This is a genomic window from Psychrobacter sp. Ps3 (assembly GCF_022129275.1).
Taxonomy (GTDB): Bacteria; Pseudomonadota; Gammaproteobacteria; order Pseudomonadales; family Moraxellaceae; genus Psychrobacter; species Psychrobacter submarinus.
In genome coordinates this window covers 18,604-38,800 of sequence record NZ_JADQAL010000027.1, presented here as the reverse complement: position 1 = coordinate 38,800, position 20,197 = coordinate 18,604, and the positions used below count along the sequence as shown (strand labels likewise).

Sequence of the window (20,197 nt, the reverse complement as noted above, 5' to 3'; positions counted from 1 at the left end):
GTGAAGGTGGCCGTACTGTAGGTGCTGGTGTGGTTGCAAGCGTAAGCAACTAATACTTAGTAACTAGCTGAGCTTTACCTATAAAGTTTAGGTTGTCATTTTCCTAACTTAATCTAAATAGGTACTAGCAAAGTCAAAAGCCGCTCTCTTTGTTGAGGGTGGCTTTTTTGTGGGTGGCTATATTTTTTATAGGTGGTAATAAGGGTTGGGCTTAGCATAGGACGCGCCTCGCGCACCTGTTCTCAGTTATAGCATAATTACTGTGGTGCGCTAGGCGCACCCTACAAAAACCTATAAGTTTTAATTTAAAGGAATTATTGAATAAAATTCGTCTGAATACTTGCATTTAACTATAAATCTTGTATAATTGTCAGCCTTAACACCCATAGGCGATTGGCTCAATTGGTAGAGCATCGGTCTCCAAAACCGAGGGTTGTAGGTTCGAGTCCTACATCGCCTGCCATCTTTTTTATCCTATCTTTATCTGATGTTTCCTTCTCCTAAGCGAGTTCTTTATGAGCAACAATCAGGATAACCTCGATTCTAAGTTATCTGATGCCTCTAACGCTAAGGCGACGGCAAGCCCGATGCTGACGAAAGGAAAGCATGTCTCAGCAACCAAAAATACCACTGCGGTAGAAGTTGCTAAAACCGGTTCAGCTAAAGATATGGTGCTATGGCTATTGGCTATAGCTGCTCTAATAGCGGCGACTTTCTCTAATCAATACTTACCAGGTTATTGGCAAGCGGCCAATGACGTTTGGGTTCGTATCGGGATTATTGTAGCGCTCGCTGTTTTTGCTCTAGTTTGTCTAGCGCTGACCAATCAAGGAAGCGCCTTTAAGATATTATTGAAGGATGCGGCAGTTGAACTGCGCCGCGTCACTTGGCCGGGTAAAGACGAGACTTTTAAATATACTTGGCAAACCATTGTCGTGATAGCGATTGTTGGGTTCTTTATTTGGTTGTTGGATAACTTTTTTAACTGGTTTGTTGGTATTTTTATTGGCTAGAAGAGCGTATTAGCTCTAGTTAAGCTATATTTTATTGATCACAACCTACTACTAAGATCAGGAGCGTCATATGCGTTGGTATATTGTCCAAGCGTTTTCAGGATATGAAAAACAAGTACAACGTTCATTAACTGATCGTATTAATCGTAGTGATTTCGCGGATTCTTTTGGTGATGTGCTGGTGCCCACTGAAGAAGTGGTCGAGATGAAAGACGGTAAAAAGCGCAAAAGTGAGCGTAAGTTTTTCCCAGGATACGTCTTGATCGAAATGGAGATGAACGATAATACTTGGCACATTGTCAAAGACTGTCCACGTATTATGGGTTTTGTTGGTGGTACACCAGAGATGCCAGCGCCTATCACTAAAGCGGAAGCCGACCGTATTCTTAATCGCTTAAATCAGACTGAAACTGCGCCGCGTCCGAAGACTCTATTTGAGCCAGGCGAGGAGCTACTGGTTATTGATGGTCCGTTCACTGACTTTAAGGGCCTAGTCGAAAAAGTAGATTACGAAAAATCTAAGCTACAACTGACTGTAAACGTATTTAATCGACCCACGCAGGTCGAGCTTGAGTTTAGTAAAGTTGAAAAACTAGACTAAACAGACATCAACTGGGGAGCTGTTGTTTGTTAAGCGCTGATCGTATGATCATAGTGACTAACAAACTGGCGTTATCACCCAATTAGGAGACAATCATGGCTAAGAAGATTGATGGTTACATCAAACTACAAGTCCCAGCAGGTAAAGCCAACCCTTCACCGCCAATCGGTCCAGCTTTGGGTCAAAAAGGCGTGAACATCATGGCGTTCTGTAAAGAATTTAACGCAGCGACCTCTAACCAAGAGCCAGGTCTGCCGATTCCTACAGAAATCACGGTATATAACGATAAGTCTTTTACCTTTATCATGAAGTCGCCACCAGCTGCGTATTTACTACGTAAAGCCGCTGGTATCGCTAAAGGTTCTGGTACGCCAAACACTGCTAAAGTTGGTAAGGTGAATCGTGAGCAGTTAGAAGAGATCGTTAAGACTAAAGATGCAGACTTAACTGCTGCTGATCTTGACGCTGCTGTTCGTACCATCGCTGGTACCGCTCGTTCAATGGGTATTTCCGTGGAGGGTGTGTAAATGAGTAAGCTAACCAAACGCCAAAAAGAAATCAATAGCCGTATCGATAACGAAAAACAATACACTATTGAAGAAGCGGTTCAAATCCTAAACGATTTGCCACCTTTGAAGTTCAAAGAGTCTATCGACATCGCAGTAAATTTGGGCGTTGACCCACGTAAATCTGACCAAGTCGTTCGCGGTGCTACTAATCTACCTGCAGGTACTGGTAAGACCAAGCGCGTTGCGGTATTCGCGCAAGGCGCTGCTGCTGAAGCGGCAAAAGAAGCGGGTGCTGACATCGTTGGGATGGATGATTTAGCTGAGCAAATCAAAGCTGGTAACATGGACTTTGACGTAGTTATCGCTGCTCCTGACGCTATGCGCGTTGTCGGTCAGTTAGGTACAATCTTAGGCCCACGTGGTTTGATGCCTAACCCAAAAGTCGGCACGGTCACGCCTAATGTCGCTGAAGCCGTTGCTAATACTAAAGCGGGTCAAGCGCAGTATCGCGTTGACAAAGCAGGTATTATCCACACGACTATTGGTCAAGTTGGCTTTACAGCGGAACAAGTCATCGAAAACGCTCGTGCGTTATTGTCTGACCTTAAGCGCGCTAAGCCTGCGACTTCAAAAGGTATTTTCATCAAGAAAATCACTTTGTCGAGCACGATGGGCCCAGGTCTAACCATCGATCCTGTACCATATCGCATGGCTAAATAAGATAAATATAGCTGTCTGATATTTGAGCCATAATAAGCACAAATATTGATCGGCAACAAATTTTAAGCAGTAAAGAATTTTAAGAATTAGGTCAGCGTAGTGAATGCTATGCTGTCTAAGACCGTAGGTAGAGAGCGGTTTATAGTGATGATGATTTAGGTATTATTAATCGCTATAAGCTGCTTTTGTTAATCGATAACAGATGAAAGTCTTAATTGTCCTACGCAGACGGTGACCCACCCAGTTGTTGATAAGAGCCGATAGGGCAACCTATCACTTGATGTCAGTCTGATAATGGTGCCGTAATTAGTCGTTATTAATGGACTTTTTAGTGCATTAATAACGTGTCGTATCAAGTCAGTTTTCACTTATGGTTTAGATTATAAGTGGATTGATAAGATTAAAGGAGTCAACTTATGGCATTAACGCTAGAGCAAAAACAACAAGTTGTAGCTGAAGTGTCTGAAGTTGCTGCTAATGCTTACTCAGCAGTCGCTGCCGAATATCACGGTATTGGTGTTGCAAAGCTTACTGAGCTGCGCGTACAAGCCCGTGAAAAAGGTGTTGTTTTAAAAGTGGTAAAAAACACACTTGCAAAACGCGCTTTTGAAGGCACTAAGTTTGAGAGCATGTCAGACCGTATGACTGGTCCATTACTTTTGGCTTTCTCTATGGAAGACTTGGGATCTGCTGCTAGAGTCGTTTTCGACTTCAGCAAAGAAAACAATGCTTTAGAGACCAAAATTGTATCAGTCGGTGGTGAAGTTTATGGTCCAGAAGAGCTAGAGCGCGTATCGAAGCTACCAACTCGCGACGAAGCAATCTCTATCTTGATGGCAACTATGAATGCACCAGTGACCAAGCTTGTCCAGACTATGAACGCAGTTCCTGGCAAGTTCGTTCGCACGGTAGCAGCAATCAAAGACGCAAAAGAAGCTGCTTAATCGCTTGTTTTAACGTAAATTTTACAGCCTTGATTGGCTTATTGTCCCAGTATCTAACACAGTGGACAGTCAATCAATACGCTATTAAATCAATTATTTTTATCAGATAACGGAGAGTTCTCATGGCACTATCTAAAGAAGATGTGTTAAACGCAATCGCTGAAATGTCAGTAATGGATATCGTTGAGCTAATCAGCGACATGGAAGAAAAATTCGGCGTAACTGCTGCTGTAGCTGCTGCTGCACCTGCTGCTGCTGCTGAAGGCGGCGCTGCTGCTGAAGAAAAAGACGAGTTTGACGTTGTTCTTGCTAGCTTTGGCGAGAAGAAAGTTGCCGTCATTAAAGCCGTTCGCGAAGCGACTGGCCTTGGTCTAAAAGAAGCGAAAGACCTAGTTGAAGGCGCTCCAGCACCAATCAAAGAAGGCGCGTCTAAAGACGAAGCTGAAGAGTTGAAGAAGAAGCTTGAAGAAGCTGGTGCTTCTGTTGAACTAAAATAAGCTTAGCTTAATTTAGTTTAATACTGCACATAAAGAGCTAGTAATGCCTTGCATTGCTAGCTCTTTTTTATTATAATTACTAGCTTGACCTTTTGTGTCTGCCTAACGCCCGATCACCAGTGGTGGATACTCATCAAAAGGACACACGATAGCTATGCAAGTAAACACAGTGCAAGCAAGCACAGTAGTTTTGAATAATCTGTTAATTTAGGCTAAATGTCCTGAGACGTTTGGCGTTTTTTTGTGTCTGCATGCTTTTTCAATAACTGTTTTTTAGCACGGCCTACTTAACTCAATATCTATTATTATTTATCTGATTAACATTATTGCTGATGACTATTTATCGCACCTTTAGTGCTATTCAGACAAACGGATACTTTGATTTTTAGCGGTGACGTACTTTTAACCGTTATCAATAATCCGCTTTATTTAATAGCGGCGGCTGACCAAACGCCTTTTAAACTGCTATCCAAGCTATAGTTTATTAAAAACTAGACGCGAATCATTGGATACAAAGGTTAATCACCGCATATATATACAGTTATATCACTGTTTGGCTTAATAACCCATTTATTTAAAAAAGATTTTGAAAGTGTTGATTATCAAAATGCATATGGACGCATGGTGATAATTGTTTGAAGTTTTAGCTTTAAAGGGATCTCGGATGAGTATATCGCCTTTAAAGTGGTTGTATTATCGTATACGTCGCTAAGTTTGCATGGTATCACCAAGTATTGTTGCACGCTAGCTACGATTTTTATTTGTTTCCACGTTTACTGTAAGGACTCTCGATGGCATATTCTTATACTGAAAAAAAGCGTATTCGCAAAAGTTTTGCTGAATTGCCCACTGTGATGGACATTCCCTATTTATTGTCTATCCAAGTAGATTCCTATGAGCAATTTTTGCAAGAGCATAAAAAGCCTAAAGCTCGTGAGAATACTGGTCTACAAGCCGCTTACTCTTCTATTTTCCCGATTGAGAGTCATTCAGGTAATGCTGAGCTACAATTTGTTGAATATTATTTAGGAGAGCCGGAGTTTGATGAGCGTGAGTGTATCTTACGTGGTTCAACCTTTGCTGCGCCTATGCGTGTCAAAATCCGTCTGATTATTAAAGACAAAGATCATAAAGACAAAAACAGCAAAGCGGCTATCAAAGATATCCGTGAACAAAGCGTTTATATGGGTGAAATTCCACTCATGACTGATAACGGTACCTTTATCATTAATGGTACTGAACGTGTTATCGTCTCGCAATTGCATCGTTCACCCGGTGTCTTCTTTGATCATGATAAGGGTAAATCACACTCTAGTGGTAAGGTGCTTTATAACGCTCGTATCATTCCTTATCGCGGTTCGTGGTTAGACTTTGAGTTTGATGCTAAAGACCTAGTATTCGCGCGTATTGACCGTCGCCGTAAACTCCTTGCTTCTATTATCCTGCGCGCTCTTGGCCTAACGACTGGCGAGATTTTAGACTTATTCTTTGATAAAGTCGCGGTTTATAAAGGTGAGGAGCAGTTCGAGATTGATATCGTTGCTGATCGCTTGCGTGGTGAGATGGCGCAGTTCGATATCGTTGCTCCTAATGGCAATGTGATCGTCGAGCAGGGCAAACGTATCAACGCGCGCCGTATTCGTCAGATCGAAGAGGCGGGTATGACTAAGATCGCCGTGCCTGATGAATATCTCTATGAGCGTATTTTGGCTGAAGATATTATCGTTAATGACGAAGTCGTTGCCCATGCAAACACGCCTATCGATCATGAGCTATTAGTGAAGCTAAACTCGTTTGAAGCAAGTGATTCGATCAAAGAATTCAGCATCCTGTTTACTAATGATATCGATCAAGGTAGCTACATCGCTGATACGCTGCGTGCCGATAGCACTTCAAGCCGCGAAGAAGCCTTGATTGAGATCTATAAGGTTATGCGTCCAGGCGAGCCACCAACGGTTGAAACAGCAGAGAAGCTGTTCGAAAGTATGTTCTTCAACGCTGATCGTTACGATCTATCTAACGTTGGCCGTATGAAGTTCAACCGCCGTTTAGGCTTAGACTTCGATAATACCGATGACCCAGACGTGCAGCGTGCGCGCAGCGTCTTGACCAATGACGATATCGTCAACGTGCTAAAAGAGCTGGTTGAGATTCGTAATGGTCGCGGCGAAGTCGATGACATTGACCATCTAGGTAACCGCCGTATTCGTTCAGTGGGCGAGATGGCAGAAAATCAATTCCGCGTTGGTCTGGTTCGTGTTGAACGTGCAGTCAAAGAGCGTCTATCATCAGCAGAATCTGATAACTTATCGCCACAAGATTTGATTAACTCAAAACCAGTTGCTGCAGCGGTCAAAGAGTTCTTTGGCTCTAGCCAGTTGTCGCAGTTTATGGATCAAAACAACCCGCTATCAGAAGTCACGCATAAACGCCGTGTTTCTGCATTGGGACCAGGTGGTTTGACCCGTGAGCGTGCCGGTTTTGAAGTGCGTGACGTACACGATACGCATTACGGCCGTGTCTGCCCAATTGAGACACCAGAGGGTCCAAACATTGGTTTGATCAACTCACTAGCGACCTTTGCTAAGACTAATAGCTTTGGTTTCTTAGAGACGCCTTATCGCCAAGTGGTCGATGGTAAAGTAACTGATGTTATCGAATACCTATCTGCTATCGAAGAGGTCGGTACGGTAATCGCTCAAGCTGACTCACCCATGAATGATAAAGGTGAGCTTAGCGAGGAGATGATCAGCGTGCGTAGCTATGGCGAGTTTGTGCGTATGCCAGCTGACAAAGTGACGCATATGGATGTGTCGCCAAGTCAGGTCGTGTCAGTAGCCGCTGGTCTGATTCCATTCCTAGAGCATGATGATGCTAACCGAGCGCTTATGGGCTCGAACATGCAGCGTCAGGCGGTTCCGACGCTACGCGCTGATAAGCCATTAGTTGGTACAGGTATGGAGCGTCACGTCGCTCGTGATTCGGGTGTCTGTGTTATCGCTAAGCGTGGCGGTGTGATCGAAGACGTTGATGCTTCGCGTATCGTCGTACGTGTTAATGAAGATGAAATGGTCGCTGGTGAAGCGGGTATCGATATCTATAACTTGATCAAATATACGCGCTCTAACCAAAACACTTGTATCAATCAGCGTATCATCGTTAACCAAGGTGATGAGATTGCTTTTGGTGATATCTTGGCTGACGGTCCATCGACCGATCTTGGTGAGCTAGCGTTAGGTCAGAACATTCGTATCGCCTTTATGCCGTGGAATGGTTATAACTTCGAGGATTCGATTCTTCTATCTGAAAAGGTCGTAAAAGAAGATCGATTCACCACCATTCATATTCAAGAGCTCACTTGTGTGGCTCGTGATACTAAGCTTGGCACCGAAGAGATCACTGCTGATATTCCAAACGTCGGTGAAGCGGCGCTGTCTAGCCTAGACGAAGCAGGTATTGTATATATCGGTGCTGAAGTGGATGCCGGTGATATCTTAGTCGGTAAAGTCACGCCAAAAGGTGAGACGCAGCTGACGCCTGAAGAAAAACTACTACGGGCCATCTTCGGTGAAAAAGCCGCTGACGTCAAAGACACCTCACTACGTGTCCCAACGTCAAGCAAAGGTACGGTCATTGACGTACAAGTCTTCACCCGTGACGGTGTCGAAAAAGATGCGCGTGCCCGTGCGATTGAAAAATCACAGCTCGATAGCTACCGTAAAGATCTAAAAGAAGAGCTACGTATCTTTGAAGAAGCGGCGCGTGGCCGTATCGGTAACTTACTCGACGGTCAAAAAGTCAGTGGTGGTTCAGGTCTCAAAGCCGGTACGGTTATGAAAGCGGCCGACATGAAAGAGATGAGCCTTGAGACTTTGCTAGATATTCAGCCAGTTGAAGAAGACATCGCTGAGCGTCTCACGCAAATCGCTGAGTACTTAGTCGATAAGCAAAAAGATATCGATGTGAAGTTTGCCGAGAAAAAACGCAAACTAACTGCAGGGGACGACTTGCAGCATGGCGTACAAAAAATCGTCAAGGTTTATCTTGCGGTGAAGCGTCGTATTCAGCCTGGTGATAAGATGGCTGGTCGTCATGGTAACAAAGGTGTGGTATCGCGCATTATGCCGGTCGAAGACATGCCTTATGATGAGCATGGCAACACCGTCGATATCGTCTTGAACCCGCTAGGTGTTCCTTCGCGTATGAATATCGGTCAGGTCTTAGAGACTCACTTAGGTATGGCAGCCAAAGGCTTGGGCGAGAAGATCGATAACATGCTCAAAGCTCAAGCAGCAATGAAAGATCTACGTGATTTCTTAGACCAAATCTACAATAAAGTAGGCGGTGAAAGCGTTGATCTTGATAGCTTAAGTGATGATGATATCATGGCGCTAGCGGGCAACTTGCGCGGCGGTGTGCCAATGGGTACCGCAGTGTTTGACGGCGCGCATGAGCATCAAGTCAAAGACTTGCTTGAGCTTGCAGGACTCGACCGCGATGGTCAGCAAGTACTATATGATGGTCGTACTGGTCAGCAGTTTGACCGCAAAGTGACGGTCGGTTATATGTATATGCTCAAGCTGAACCACTTAGTCGACGACAAAATGCACGCGCGTTCTACCGGTTCTTACTCGCTGGTCACCCAGCAACCACTCGGAGGTAAAGCCCAGTTTGGTGGTCAGAGATTCGGTGAGATGGAAGTGTGGGCACTAGAAGCATATGGTGCGACTTATACCTTGCAAGAGATGCTAACGGTGAAGTCAGATGATGTCGAAGGCCGTACGCGTATGTACAAAAACATCGTCGATGGTGAGCAGTATATGGATCCAGGTATGCCTGAGTCGTTCAACGTACTGACCAAAGAAATCAAATCACTGGGTATCAATATTGAGTTAAAAGAAAACAATTAAGCCCTTATTGACGCTTAAGCGTTAGACTAAAAGCAGTAAAGTATGATTGATACGGCTGCTTTTAGTCTTTATCTCATCCCAATTCATTGCCTTCAGTCGTCTAAGCAGCTTGTACTTTTAGGTACCGCTTAGAAGATTATAAAGATAACGGAGAAGCAACTTGAAAGATTTACTCGATATCATGCAAAGCCCTACCGCGAGCGGTAATCGTGAGTTTGATAGCATTCAAATTACTTTAGCCTCACCAGATGTGATCAAGTCTTGGTCGCATGGTGAAGTCAAAAAGCCAGAAACCATTAATTATCGTACCTTTAAACCTGAGCGCGATGGTCTATTTTGTGCCAAAATCTTTGGCCCAGTAAAAGACTTTGAGTGTCTTTGTGGTAAATATAAGCGCCGCAAGTTCCAAGGCGTCATCTGCGAAAAATGCGGCGTAGAAGTCACTACAGCCAAAGTTCGCCGTGATCGTATGGGTCATATCGATCTGGCTAGCCCTGTCGCGCATATTTGGTTCTTAAAATCATTACCAAGCCGCATCGGTCTTTTATTAGACATGACGCTACGTGACATCGAGCGCGTACTTTATTTCGAGAGCTATATTGTTACTGAGCCAGGCTTGACGAGTCTTGAGAAGTATCAGCTGCTTGATGACGAAGACTACTACCGCGCGCTTGAAGAGTTCGGCGACGAGTTCACAGCTAAGATGGGCGCAGAAGCCGTTCAAGACTTATTAAAAGACATCGATATCGATATCGAGATTGATGAGCTGCGCGAAGCAATTCCGCAAACCGGCTCTGAGACTAAGCTCAAAAAAATGTCTAAGCGTCTAAAGTTATTAGAAGCTTTCCGCGACTCTAATAATAAGCCTGAGTGGATGGTAATGAATATTTTACCAGTTCTACCACCAGATTTACGTCCGCTAGTACCGCTAGAAGGTGGCCGTTTTGCGACGTCCGATCTTAACGATTTGTATCGCCGTGTCATCAACCGTAATAATCGTTTGAAGCGTCTATTGGAGCTTAGCGCCCCTGATATCATTGTGCGTAACGAAAAGCGTATGCTACAAGAGTCAGTCGATGCCTTACTTGATAACGGTCGCCGTGGCCGTGCCATTACTGGTAGTAATAAGCGTCCACTAAAATCTTTGGCCGATATGATTAAAGGTAAGCAAGGTCGTTTCCGTCAAAACCTACTTGGTAAGCGTGTCGATTATTCTGGTCGTTCGGTTATCGTTGTTGGTCCGACGCTACGTTTGCATCAGTGCGGTCTACCAAAGAAGATGGCATTAGAGTTATTTAAGCCATTTACTTATGCCAAGCTGTTATCACACGGCATGGCGACCACGATTAAAGCGGCCAAAAAGATGGTCGAGCGTGAAGAGCCGCAAGTGTGGGATATGCTGGCTATGGTTATCCGTGAGCATCCAGTGCTACTCAACCGTGCACCAACGCTGCATAGATTGGGTCTACAAGCGTTCGAACCTGTACTGATCGAAGGTAAAGCGATTCAGCTGCATCCGCTAGTTTGTACCGCGTTTAACGCTGACTTTGACGGTGACCAAATGGCCGTTCACGTACCATTGACGCTTGAGGCTCAACTAGAGTCACGCGCCTTGATGATGTCAACGAATAATATCTTGTCACCTGCTAACGGTGATCCGATTATCGTACCGTCACAAGACGTGGTCTTAGGTCTATACTACATCAGTCGCTCATCGATCAATGCCAAAGGTGAAGGCATGGTGTTTGCGACAGTCAACGAAGCCTTACGTGCTATTGGCTCGAACGATTTGCACGTCAATGCTTTGATCAAAGTGCGTGTCACTGAAACGCAGACTGATGAAGAAGGTAACACCACAGAGTCGACAAGTCTGAAAGAGACCGTTGCTGGTCGCCTATTGATTTGGAACATCATGCCAAAAGGTATGGCGTTTGCAGAGTGCAACCAAGAGATGACTAAGAAAAACATCTCAGGTTTGATCAACTCTTGCTATCGTAAAATGGGCGTCAAAGACAGCGTTATGTTCGCTGACCAGTTGATGTACTTAGGTTTTGCACAAGCGACTTTATCTGGCGTTTCTATCGGTCTTGATGACATGGTCATTCCGCCAAGCAAAAAACAAATCATCGACACCGCAGACGCTGAAGTCCGCGAAATCGAAGATCAGTTTGAGCAAGGGTTCGTCACTGCCGGTGAGCGCTATAACAAAGTTGTCGATATCTGGTCGCGTACCAACGACAAAGTTGCTAAAGCGATGATGGATAACCTAGCGACTGACAAGATTATGAATGCTAAGGGTGAGGAAGAAGAGCAAAAATCCTTCAACTCAATCTTTATTATGTCAGATTCTGGTGCTCGTGGTAGTGCTGCACAGATTCGTCAGCTCGCTGGTATGCGTGGCCTTATGGCAAAACCGGATGGCTCTATCATTGAAACACCAATTAAAGCGAACTTCCGTGAAGGCCTGACCGTACTACAGTATTTCATCTCAACGCATGGTGCGCGTAAAGGTCTAGCTGATACCGCTTTGAAGACTGCAAACTCAGGTTATCTGACTCGTCGTCTCGTCGATGTTGCGCAAGATTTAGTCATCACTAGCGATGATTGTGGCACCGAGCAAGGTCTGTTCATGACGCCGCACATCCAAGGTGGCGAGATCATCGAAAAACTTGGTGACTTAGTGCTAGGGCGAGTGACTGCGCGTGATGTGACTTATAATGATGATGACTCAAAAGTGCTGATTCCGGCTGGTACGTTAATCGATGAGCAGTGGGTAAACATCTTAGACGAAAACGCTATTGATGATATTTGGGTACGCTCAGTTATCACTTGTGAAGTTGAGCACGGCGTTTGTTCGCAGTGTTATGGTCGTGACTTGGCTCGTGGTCATAAAGTCAATATCGGTGAGTCAGTTGGGGTTATGGCAGCGCAGTCTATCGGTGAGCCAGGTACTCAGCTTACCATGCGTACCTTCCACGTGGGCGGGGCAGCAAGCTCAGCATCTGTGGATAATAGCATCTCAGCGCGTAACGCCGGTCAAGTACAATTTGACAATATGAAAACGGTTGAGCATACCGATGGTCATTTAGTTATCGTCTCTCGCTCTGCAGAAATTGCTTTGACTGACGATCTTGGTCGTGAGCGTGAGCGTTATAAAGTACCTTACGGTTCAAGCGTCCTCGTCAAAGATGGCGATAAAGTAGATGGTGGTCAAACGATTGCTAAGTGGGATCCGCATACGCATCCAATTATCACAGAATTCGCCGGTACGGCGCGCTTTAGTGATATCGTTGATGGTAGTACAGCGACCGTTAAAGTCGATGATGCCACAGGTATGAGCTCGTTTGAGATTCTAGCGACTCGTGACCGTTCAAGTAATGCTAAAGACTTACGTCCTGCTATTATCTTGAATACTGATGCGGGCAAAGAAGTGGTTTATTTCTTACCTGCAGAAACCATCATTCGCGTCAGCGATGGTGAAAAAGTAGCGGCAGGTTCGATCTTAGGCCGTGTCCCACAAGCATCTTCTGGTACTAAAGATATTACCGGTGGTCTACCACGCGTCGCCGATTTATTCGAAGCACGTCGTCCGAAAGATCACGCCATTATGGCTGAGATGACAGGTGTGGTGAGCTTTGGTAAAGAGACCAAAGGTAAGAACCGCTTTATCATTACTAACGAAGATGGTGAGACGCATGAAGAGCTGATCCCGAAATGGCGTCAAATCAACGTCTTCGAAAACGAGACTGTGGCACGCGGCGAGATCATCGCTGATGGTCCGCAAAACCCGCACGACATCTTACGTCTAAAAGGTCAGACGGCTCTTGCAGACTATATCGTTAACGAAGTACAAGACGTTTACCGCTTGCAAGGCGTGAAGATCAACGATAAGCACATTGAAGTTATTATTCGTCAGATGCTGCGCAAAGTTGAGATTACAGATGCGGGCGACTCTAGTCACTTCAAAGGTGATCAGGTCGAGTACGCTGATGTCATAGCCTTGAATGCCAAACTGGAAGCTGAGAATAAATTCCCAGTTCAGTATGAGCGTCAATTGTTAGGTATCACCAAAGCGAGTCTGGCAACGGAAAGCTTTATCTCAGCAGCTTCGTTCCAGGAAACCACGCGAGTGTTAACTGCGGCGGCGGTGACGGGTAAAGTTGATGAGCTACGTGGCCTAAAAGAAAATGTCGTCGTCGGTCGTCTGATTCCTGCAGGTACTGGTCTTGCGTATCACAACGCGCGTAAAGACAAAGCAGAACAAAAGCTGCAAGACTCAGATCTTAATGCTGCGTTCGATATGGGTACAGCTACAAGTGAAAATAAAGACTTTACAAGTTTCGATGAAGCCTTCGCTCAAGAGCTGAACCAAGATAACTAAGCTTTGTTTAACTTATGAGCTCTGTTTAATTTAACAGTAAAAAAGCCAGCCTCGTGCTGGCTTTTTTATGCATAAAATATAGTCAGACTCAGTAAAAAGATAGTACACTTAAAAGCATTGTAGTTTTTTAACTGATTCGTAATAAAAGGACAACCTGCTTATGGCCGGTAAAACTCGCGTAGCCAAATACCATGCTGACCGTACCAACCAAAAGCTTTATTTTTGCCGCTTAGCTTGCCAAGCGGCAGATAACAGTAGCGATAAACAGCTGTACCAAGCGCACTGTGAAACTGCTATTTTTCATTTATATGGTAGCTTTTTAGCCTTTATGCAGGAGCTTTCGCAGTTTTATAGTTTAGAGATGAATGAGCCAACGCTACTGGCTATAGAGCAAGCGCTTAGCGAGCGCACGCAGGTCTCACCTGAGGTCATGCGCTTACAGCAACTATTAGAGCATGGGTTTTTAGCCAATATAGAGCGAGCTTATCAGCGCTGTCTCTATGCTGTATTGTCGGATCAACAAATAAGTGCTCATCCTGCTGAGGGCTCAAAACAATCGCAAGATTTGATCGTTAACGTGGTGACATTGTCCAACCAGTGGCTGCCTGATGAGTCAACTATTCGAGAATGGCGCAGTCAGTTTTTAGATTTGATTGAACAGCTACGGGGCGGCATGGTCGAGTATTAAATCAGTATTGAAAGTATGGGAAGCGCTTGCCTATCAAAAAGGCGGTCCACTGCAGTGAACCGCCTTTTTAATGCTTTATTGAATTTGTCCTAAATGGAGCTTTATAGCTATATTTATAACTATAGAGTCTTATTCTGGCATCGCGGGCATACGTTCTGCTGGCGTTACGGGTAATGGATTTTGTGACGCACTATCGCTATTATCAGAAGCTGTTGACTGCACTACAGGCTCTGGTTCAGGTTCAGGAGGCTTACGTTGCTGAATTTTAGTTTTAACCGGTTGGTTGGCAGCAGTCTCTAAATTGCTTGAGTCGTCCTCATCGCTGTCATTAGTAGTGACAACGCCATCATCGTTCATCTCGATAATACGCTGGCTTTGCTTTTTAGATTTAGATTTATTATCAAGCGACACCCATTCAAAAGGAACGTCTTTTAACTGCGCTCTCATAAAGTCCATCCATACGGGTAGGGCAGCAACTCCGCCATACTCGCGGCGACCAAGGGTTGAGGGCTGATCAAAACCCATCCAAACGACAGTAGCGTTGGTAGGATGAAAGCCTGCAAACCAAGCGTCTTTGGCTTCGTTAGTCGTACCGGTCTTGCCCCCAATATCCTCGCGTCCAAGTGCTCGAGCGCGAACGGCAGTACCGCGCTGAACTACATCTCGTAAGATGTCGGCCATCTCGTAAGCCACTCTAGGTTTGAGGATTCGCGGCGCTTGGGTGGCCGTTACATACTGCACTACAGGAGCTTGCAGACGATCTGTCAGCGGATTTGCATCATAAATACTCATATCACGGTTATTAGCATCATCATTCTGAGCGTCTGACTCATTCTCAACAGCGTCGTCTTCGCTTATGGTATCTTCCGTTTGCTCGTCCTCTGTTTCTTGCTCAGTAGGCGTTTGGGCATCTTCAATCAGTTGTTGGTTACGAGCTTCAAGCTGCTCATTGAAACAAAGCGCACACGCTTGCTGCGGATTGGCTTGAAACAACAGCTCATTATCGTAGTTATAAATTTGCTCAATAAAATAAGGCTGTATACGATGACCGCCATTCGCAAAGGTCGCGTACGCGGTAGCCATTTGTAACGGGGTAGCTTGACCCGTACCGAGCGCTAATGACAGTGTAGTCGGTAGTTTCTCTTTATCAAGACCGAACTGGTCTAACAGATCACGAGCATCTGAGGTGCCTACTGCTTGTAGTAAGCGAATAGAGACTAAGTTACGAGACAGATAAAGTCCGCGGCGTAAAGTGATATCACCTAAGAAGCGCTGATCAGAGTTTTTAGGCTTCCAATCGCCGACTTGAATGGGACGATCTGAGATGATGCTATCTGGATGATAGCCTTTTTCTAAGGCGGTGGTATAAATCAGTGGCTTAATTGTTGAGCCCGGTTGACGCCATCCTTGCAGGGCGCGGTTGAATTTACTGTGCTTAAAGTCAAAACCACCTACCAAAGCGTTTACCGCGCCTGTCTCTGGGTCTAGCGATACTAAGCTGCCTTGGACATCTGGAATCTGTGCCAATTGCCAATTATCGTTATCGGTTTTTATTAAGCGAACGATGTCTTTTTCACTGACGATTTGGGAGGCGTTACTAGGTAGATTGCCGAAGCGATCGGCTGAGATGAACTTCTTTGCCCAGCTCATACCAGACCAGTTTACGGTGACCGTCTCACCTGATTGCATCAGTGCTTCAAAGCTGCGTGAGTTGACAGTGGTCACCTTCGCAGGATACATACTGCCATAGCGGTTAAAGTCTTCAAGAGGTTCATCGTTCGCCTCAGCGCCGCGCCAGCCGTGACGATGATCATAGGCAATAAGTCCTTTGAGGACAGCCGCTTCGGCAGCTTGCTGCGCTTGGCTATCAACGGTTAAGCGCACCCGCCAGCCGCCATTGACTACTTGATCTCCATAACGATTGACTAAAGCATAGCGCGCCATCTCTGCCAAATAAGGCATATTAACATCGAGTTTTTCTTGATATAAATTCAAGCCGATTGGCGAGTCGATAGCTTCATCATATTGCGCTTGATCGATATAGCCAAGCTCGTGCATACGTTTGATAATCCAGTTACGGCGAATAAGGGCACGCTCAGGATTGGCGACTGGGTTGTATTTAGAAGGAGCTTTTGGAAGGCCAGCTAGCATCGCCATCTCTGCGACGGTTAAGCTCTCAAGTGACTTACTATAATACTTTTTAGCAGCGGCGCGGATACCATAAGCGCCTTCACCCAAATAGATTTTATTCACATATAAAGTGAGAATTTCATTTTTAGTGAGCTCGTCTTCCATCTTTCTGGCGACAAATAGCTCTGTTAACTTACGATTCAAGGTACGCTCAGGCGTCAAAAAGTAATTCTTAGCCACCTGCATAGTAATCGTCGAGCCCCCTGTTTGGCCCTCGTCGTCAGTGACCACTTCGGTGACCGCTCGTCCTAAACCCTTAATACTAATGCCGCTATGCTGAAAAAATGAAGCGTCTTCAGCAGCTAAAAAGGCGTTCGTCAGCCCTTCAGGAATCTCTTCATAAGTCACCGGCAAAGATAAGCGGTTGCCATACTGACCGATGAGTTTGTCATCACGGCTATAGATCTGTAAAGGCATCTCCAAATTTGCCCTTTTAATCTCTTGGATACTAGGTAGGGTAGGTGATAAGTACATTGCCATGCCATAAAAGCCAATAGGAACGGCGAGCGCTAAGATAATGACTAGCGCTAAAAAGGCAATAAAAAGCCCCACCAAGTAATGGATAAGACGGACGGTGGCATTTTTTTTGGGCATAATAAGCTTATCAATTAAGAGAGTGAACGGTCATTATTATACATTGAACCCAAAGCTAGGTTCGCATGAAATGTGTAATTCTCTGAGAAAAGTTTTTAATTACTTGAATATGTCTATTAAGTAACGTATTGTATTCCATGATTACAAAACCTTTGTAATCTATATTCTATATAAGGTGTAGGGTCTGTGAAGCTACTTTCTTCTAAGCATCAGAGTTTAATCGGAGTAGATATTTGTGCAACTTCAGTAAAGCTAGTTGACATAACTCGGCAGCAAGGCGTTTATCATCTCAAGTCTTATGGTATCGAAAGATTACCGCCAGGGATAGTCGTTGATAAGCTGATTGTCGATACTGAAGCGGCTGGTGACACGATTGCAAGCTTAGCGCGCCAAAACCGAGTTGCAGGCCATGATGCTGCAACCGCGGTCTCAGGCTCGTCGGTCATTACTAAGATTATCGATATGGATGCTACTTTAAGCGATGTTGAACGCGAAGCACAAATCCGTCTCGATGCAGATCAGTATATTCCTTATCCTTTAGATGAAGTCAATCTGGACTTTGAAGTGCTAGGGCCTTCTGTCGTTGATGACACGATGGTGCAAGTCTTGCTAGCAGCTTCACGCTCTGAGAACGTAGATCAGCGGGTAGACGCCTTGGCCTTTGGTGGTCTAAAAACCAAAGTTATGGATATAGAGTCGCACGCTATCGAAAGAGCTTTTCAGATGATGGCAGATAATTTACCAAATATGCCAGAATTGGTCGCTGTTATCGATATTGGCCATCATCAAACGACCTTATATATCGCTAAAAACGATAAATTTATCTATAGCCGCGAGCAGTTATTTGGCGGTTTGCAGCTCACAGAAGCCATCCAAGAGCGCTACGGGTTGTCTTATGAAGAGGCGATGGTTAATAAGCATGAGCGTATGTTGCCTGATGATTATTATCCAGAAGTGCTCACGCCGTTTATGGAAAGTACGGTACAACAAATCACTCGATCGCTACAGTTTTATTTTTCCTCAAGTCAATATGACCACATTGATCATATTGTGCTCGCGGGCGGTAGTAGCTCTATACCCGGTCTTGCCGGCATGATCCAGCAAAAACTAAATATCGGCGTTACCGTCGCCGATCCATTTATTAATATGACTATCAGCCCTTATATTGACAGCGAGCAGTTGGCTATCGATGCTCCAAGTCTAATGGCGGCTTGTGGGCTTGCGCTTAGGAGCTTTAACTAATGGCTCGTATTAACCTACTACCATGGCGTTCTGAGGAACGCGCCCGCCGCAATAAAGAGTTTTTGACGCTAGTTGCTGCAGTGACGCTGCTGGCATTGTTGTCCGCGTTTGCGACTTGGAGCTATTTTAATAATGAGCTCGAAGAGCAGCGTGACGCCAATGATCGCATCATGCAAGAAAACAATCGTTTGGATACGGTACTTGCGGAGATAGATACGCTTGAGCAGCGCCGAGAAGATATTATCTCGCGTATGCAAGTTATCCAAGACTTGCAGGGACGACGCCCAATTCCAGTGCGTTTATGGGACGATGTAGCAAAGGCGATGCCTCCAGCGCTTTATCTGAATAATCTAAAGCGTGAGGGTGACCTACTTACCTTTACCGGCCTAGCGGACAACCCAAACGTAGTCTCAAGCTTAATTCGTAATTTGGACGACAGCTTGTGGATGGAAAACTCCGCCGTACGTAATATTCAGCAAAATATTAGTGCCTACGAGGCAGAAGCGACCTTAAATCGAGCACCTACTAACGGTGAGCGGCCTCGACCTATATACCCTGAGGACAGTTACGTGCAGTTTGTAGTAACCACTCAAGTGCAGTCCTCATTAACTGAGCCTACCCAGTCAGCAGAGATCGCCGCTAGTGCTAATGGCTCTGGAGGTACTTTATGAGTCCACTCCGCAAAAAAAGCCTCATAAAAACCAAAAAAAGCGCAATCAAAGCGCAAGGCCCATTGACCCTGCCAAAAAAATCATTCGACTTCAATGATTTTCGTCGTAGCTTTGAGTCGCTAGATACCCAAAACTCTGGCAGTTGGCCGCTACCAGTTAAAGTGACCGTGTTATTGTTAATTGTCGTCTTCATTGCTGCTATGGCTTGGGCGTTACCGATTAGTAGTAAAATCGATGAGATTAAGGCCAGCGAAAGTGAGCAGCAAACCTTACTTGAGACCTATCGTCAAAAAGAGTCACGAGCACGGCATTTAAACACTTATAAAGCGCAAGTGGCGCAAATGGATATAGAGTTTAATACTTTGCTTGATCAGCTCCCTAAAGAGACTCGGGTTTCTGAATTGGTAGAAGGTATCAATATGACGGGAGTGGGCAGTAATATCCGCTTCCAAGATATCTCTGTTGAGCCTGAGATTGAGAATGAGTTTTTTATCGAGCAGCCTATTCGTATTGCTGCTTTGGGCGAGTATCATCAGTTTGGCAGTTTTATCAGTGGTCTTGCTGCCCTGCCGCGTATCATTACTATGCATGACTTTGAGGTGAGTAATCCACAGCCCACTTTAGAAGCCATTCCGGAGCTGAATTTGATCTTACAGACCAAGACCTATCGCTCAAAAGAAGTGACGCCTGATGAGGAGGCTGCTGATGATTAAGCCGCTACCCAGCCTTATGCTTTTAACGATGACGACGCTTTTGCTCAATGGCTGTGCCGATAGAATCGGTCTAGCTGAGCAAGCCATGCAAGACATACGAGCGTCACAGGCACAAGAGGTTGAACCGACGCCTAAAGTGTCACTAGTAGAAGACTTTGTCTATAGCGCAAGCAGTCTACGCAGTCCTTTTTTACCACCAAGTTTGGTGAATATACAACGACCGACCACGGCTATCGACGGCATACGCCCTGATATTAACCGTATCAAACAACCTTTAGAGCAATATGAAATCGCTCAGCTGACTTTTCGCGGCGTTGTGATTTCTCCTGAAGGACAAGAGTACGCTTTAGTCCAGCGTCCAGATGGGTCAGTCGCTAGTGTAAAGGTAGGTGATTATCTTGGACTCAATGATGGCCGTATTGTTGAGATTACGCCCACGCAGATTAATCTAATTGAAATTGTACCAGACAGCCGCGCCGGGTTTATTGAAAGACCACAGTCGCTGGTCTCTCCTATAAATTAAG

Annotated in this window: 14 protein-coding genes and 1 tRNA gene; 14 read left to right on the top strand and 1 reads right to left on the bottom strand. The window is 45.1% G+C overall.

Features of this window, described 5'->3' with window-relative positions:
* Positions 1-387 precede the first annotated feature (387 nt).
* From I3248_RS09070 to I3248_RS09025, 10 genes are all read left to right on the top strand, one after another.
* Positions 388-463, top strand: a tRNA-Trp gene (locus I3248_RS09070).
* 52 nt (positions 464-515) lie between these two features.
* Complete coding sequence (gene secE / locus I3248_RS09065; protein WP_238063372.1) at positions 516-1,013, top strand: preprotein translocase subunit SecE; 498 nt, start codon at positions 516-518, stop codon at positions 1,011-1,013.
* Positions 1,014-1,083: 70 nt separating this feature from the next.
* Positions 1,084-1,614, top strand: coding sequence for a transcription termination/antitermination protein NusG (gene nusG / locus I3248_RS09060; RefSeq protein WP_201601906.1), 531 nt, complete (start codon positions 1,084-1,086; stop codon positions 1,612-1,614).
* A gap of 95 nt (positions 1,615-1,709) precedes the next feature.
* On the top strand, positions 1,710-2,141 hold the full coding sequence (gene rplK / locus I3248_RS09055; RefSeq protein WP_025644953.1) for a 50S ribosomal protein L11: 432 nt from the start codon (positions 1,710-1,712) through the stop codon (positions 2,139-2,141).
* On the top strand, positions 2,142-2,843 hold the full coding sequence (gene rplA / locus I3248_RS09050; RefSeq protein WP_201601903.1) for a 50S ribosomal protein L1: 702 nt from the start codon (positions 2,142-2,144) through the stop codon (positions 2,841-2,843).
* 416 nt (positions 2,844-3,259) lie between these two features.
* Positions 3,260-3,787 carry a 50S ribosomal protein L10 gene (gene rplJ / locus I3248_RS09045; RefSeq protein ID WP_238063371.1) on the top strand — a complete coding sequence of 176 codons (528 nt, stop codon included), beginning with the start codon at positions 3,260-3,262 and terminating at the stop codon, positions 3,785-3,787.
* A 122-nt stretch (positions 3,788-3,909) separates the two neighbouring features.
* Positions 3,910-4,284, top strand: a complete 375-nt coding sequence (rplL, locus tag I3248_RS09040; RefSeq protein WP_025644946.1) for a 50S ribosomal protein L7/L12 — start codon at positions 3,910-3,912, stop codon at positions 4,282-4,284.
* Between the two features lie 791 nt (positions 4,285-5,075).
* On the top strand, positions 5,076-9,194 hold the full coding sequence (gene rpoB / locus I3248_RS09035) for a DNA-directed RNA polymerase subunit beta (RefSeq protein WP_238063370.1): 4,119 nt from the start codon (positions 5,076-5,078) through the stop codon (positions 9,192-9,194).
* A 160-nt stretch (positions 9,195-9,354) separates the two neighbouring features.
* Positions 9,355-13,575 carry a DNA-directed RNA polymerase subunit beta' gene (gene rpoC / locus I3248_RS09030; RefSeq protein WP_238063369.1) on the top strand — a complete coding sequence of 1,407 codons (4,221 nt, stop codon included), beginning with the start codon at positions 9,355-9,357 and terminating at the stop codon, positions 13,573-13,575.
* 160 nt (positions 13,576-13,735) lie between these two features.
* Positions 13,736-14,263 carry a DUF6586 family protein gene (locus tag I3248_RS09025; RefSeq protein WP_025644939.1) on the top strand — a complete coding sequence of 176 codons (528 nt, stop codon included), beginning with the start codon at positions 13,736-13,738 and terminating at the stop codon, positions 14,261-14,263.
* A gap of 129 nt (positions 14,264-14,392) precedes the next feature.
* Here the strand turns inward: I3248_RS09025 and I3248_RS09020 are convergent, their stop codons facing one another.
* Positions 14,393-17,047, bottom strand: a complete 2,655-nt coding sequence (locus tag I3248_RS09020) for a transglycosylase domain-containing protein (RefSeq protein WP_238063368.1) — start codon at positions 17,045-17,047, stop codon at positions 14,393-14,395.
* Between the two features lie 186 nt (positions 17,048-17,233).
* On the opposite strand from I3248_RS09020, the gene I3248_RS09015 reads away from it, so the two are divergent.
* From I3248_RS09015 to I3248_RS09000, 4 genes are read left to right on the top strand one after another with little or no spacing between them, the layout of a single operon-like run.
* Positions 17,234-18,289 carry a pilus assembly protein PilM gene (locus tag I3248_RS09015; RefSeq protein WP_025644935.1) on the top strand — a complete coding sequence of 352 codons (1,056 nt, stop codon included), beginning with the start codon at positions 17,234-17,236 and terminating at the stop codon, positions 18,287-18,289.
* Positions 18,289-18,960: a PilN domain-containing protein gene (locus tag I3248_RS09010; protein WP_025644933.1), complete on the top strand. Its 672-nt coding sequence runs from the start codon at positions 18,289-18,291 to the stop codon at positions 18,958-18,960. Before I3248_RS09015 ends, I3248_RS09010 begins: the two co-directional genes overlap by 1 nt.
* Positions 18,957-19,673 carry a type 4a pilus biogenesis protein PilO gene (gene pilO / locus I3248_RS09005; RefSeq protein ID WP_238063367.1) on the top strand — a complete coding sequence of 239 codons (717 nt, stop codon included), beginning with the start codon at positions 18,957-18,959 and terminating at the stop codon, positions 19,671-19,673. Before I3248_RS09010 ends, pilO begins: the two co-directional genes overlap by 4 nt.
* A complete protein-coding gene (locus tag I3248_RS09000) occupies positions 19,666-20,196 on the top strand; it encodes a pilus assembly protein PilP (RefSeq protein ID WP_238063366.1) in 531 nt (176 codons plus the stop codon). Before pilO ends, I3248_RS09000 begins: the two co-directional genes overlap by 8 nt.
* The last annotated feature ends 1 nt before the right edge of the window (position 20,197 follow it).

Coding starts and splice junctions, on each gene's coding strand:
- secE (WP_238063372.1), top strand. CDS start 516: ATGAGCAACAATCAGGATAACCTCGATTCTAAGTTATCTGATGCCTCT.
- nusG (WP_201601906.1), top strand. CDS start 1,084: ATGCGTTGGTATATTGTCCAAGCGTTTTCAGGATATGAAAAACAAGTA.
- rplK (WP_025644953.1), top strand. CDS start 1,710: ATGGCTAAGAAGATTGATGGTTACATCAAACTACAAGTCCCAGCAGGT.
- rplA (WP_201601903.1), top strand. CDS start 2,142: ATGAGTAAGCTAACCAAACGCCAAAAAGAAATCAATAGCCGTATCGAT.
- rplJ (WP_238063371.1), top strand. CDS start 3,260: ATGGCATTAACGCTAGAGCAAAAACAACAAGTTGTAGCTGAAGTGTCT.
- rplL (WP_025644946.1), top strand. CDS start 3,910: ATGGCACTATCTAAAGAAGATGTGTTAAACGCAATCGCTGAAATGTCA.
- rpoB (WP_238063370.1), top strand. CDS start 5,076: ATGGCATATTCTTATACTGAAAAAAAGCGTATTCGCAAAAGTTTTGCT.
- I3248_RS09025 (WP_025644939.1), top strand. CDS start 13,736: ATGGCCGGTAAAACTCGCGTAGCCAAATACCATGCTGACCGTACCAAC.
- I3248_RS09020 (WP_238063368.1), bottom strand. CDS start 17,047: ATGCCCAAAAAAAATGCCACCGTCCGTCTTATCCATTACTTGGTGGGG.
- I3248_RS09010 (WP_025644933.1), top strand. CDS start 18,289: ATGGCTCGTATTAACCTACTACCATGGCGTTCTGAGGAACGCGCCCGC.
- pilO (WP_238063367.1), top strand. CDS start 18,957: ATGAGTCCACTCCGCAAAAAAAGCCTCATAAAAACCAAAAAAAGCGCA.
- I3248_RS09000 (WP_238063366.1), top strand. CDS start 19,666: ATGATTAAGCCGCTACCCAGCCTTATGCTTTTAACGATGACGACGCTT.